Source organism: Bradyrhizobium sp. SHOUNA76 (assembly GCF_023006445.1).
GTDB lineage: Bacteria > Pseudomonadota > Alphaproteobacteria > Rhizobiales > Xanthobacteraceae > Bradyrhizobium.
The window spans coordinates 1-1,762 of the sequence record NZ_JALBHA010000812.1; the positions used below are offsets into that span (position 1 = coordinate 1).

Sequence of the window (1,762 nt, forward strand, 5' to 3'; positions counted from 1 at the left end):
GGATGTCGACGCGCACGGCGCGTTCGCCGGCCTGCTTGTAGCCGAGCACGCGATAGGCATCGCGCGGCAGCGCCTTGTCGACCGGGAACGAGGTGCGGCCGGACGATGCCAGATGCTGCGCGCCCGACAGCGAGGACAGATCGACATTGTCCTGCTTCAGCGCCCAGAGCAGCGCGGCGAGCGCGCGCGCGGCGGGCTTGAGCAGGCCGGGGAAATAGATGTGATAGGCGCCGAAACGGACGCCGTATTTGCGCAAGACGGCGCGCGAGGGCTGATCGAGATCCTTCAGCTCGTTGGCGATCCTCGGACGCTCGAGCACGCCGAGCGCCTCGACCAGCTGATAGGCGATGCCGCGGGCGATGCCGGTGACATCCTCCGCCTTCGACAGCTCGAACATCGGCCCGAGCAGTTTTTCGATATGCGTCTTGAGCCAGAGCTCGAGCCGGGCCTGCACCTTCTCGCGGGGGGCGCCGGTCAGGCGCTCGTCGGAGATGATGCGGATGCGCGGATGCAGCGCGTCCTCTGCGGCAGACAGCCGCGCCACGGCATCGCCGGTCCAGCGGATGATGCCTTCCGAGGTCAGCACGAACTGGTCGTCCGGCGCGTTGCCGAGCTTTTCGGCGCGCGTGTTGATCTCGCCCGCGAGCACTGCTTGCGCTGCAGCCTGCAAGGCTTTCGCATCGGAGCCGGCTTCCGCCGCATCCGGTGCAAAGGTGAAGCCATCGAGACGGCCGATGACATGGCCTTCGACGATGACTTCGCCGGTCTTGCCGATTTCAGTATTCAAGCTCGTGTTCTCCCGCAGGCGGCGCATCAATACACTGGTCCGGCGATCAACGAAACGCTCAGTCAAGCGTTCATGGAGCGCATCCGATAATTTATTTTCGACCTCCCGCGTGACCCCCTGCCAGCGTTCGGGGTCTTTCAGCCAGTCGGGGCGGTTGGCGACGAAGGTCCAGGTGCGGATCTGCGCGATCCGGGCCGACAGCGTGTCGATATCGCCATCGATGCGGTCGGCCTGGGTGACCTGGGCGGCGAACCAGGCGTCGGGAATGCATTCCTTCCGCATCAGGAAGCCGTATAGCGTGGTCACCAGCTCGGCATGGGCGGCCGGCGACAGTTTTCGGTAGTCGGGGACCTGGCAGGCCTCCCACAGCCGCTCCACCGCCGCTTTGCCATGCGCGATATCGCGCACCTCGGCGTCGCGGGCGGCGTGGTCGAGCACGCGCATGTCCTCGGCGATCGGCGCGCGCGTCAGCGCCTCGTGACCGGGGGCGAGGTTCAGCGAGACCTGGAGCGCACCGAGCGAGGAGAAATCCAGCTTGGCGTTGCGCCATTGCAGCATCTTCACGGGATCGAAGGTGTGGTTCTGCAGCGCGTTGACGAGCTCGGGCTCGAACGGCGCGCAGCGGCCCGTGGTGCCGAAGGTGCCGTTGCGCGTGGCGCGGCCGGCGCGCCCTGCGATCTGCGCGAATTCGGACGGCGTCAGACGGCGGAACTGGTAGCCGTCGAACTTGCGGTCGGAGGCGAAGGCGACGTGGTCGACGTCGAGATTGAGGCCCATGCCGACGGCGTCGGTGGCGACGAGATAATCGACGTCGCCGTTCTGGAACATCGCGACCTGCGCGTTGCGCGTGCGCGGTGACAGCGAGCCCAGCACCACGGCGGCGCCGCCATGCTGGCGGCGGATCAGCTCGGCGATGGCGTAAACTTCATCCGCCGAGAACGCGACGATGGCGGTGCGGCGCGGCTGGCGCGTGAT

The 1,762-nt window shown here is 67.1% G+C and carries 1 protein-coding gene; it reads right to left on the reverse strand.

Annotation, left to right across the window (positions count from 1 at the left end):
* On the reverse strand, positions 1 to 1,762 hold a 1,762-nt coding region (locus tag MOV74_RS37410; RefSeq protein ID WP_258719568.1), incomplete at both ends, for a helicase-related protein.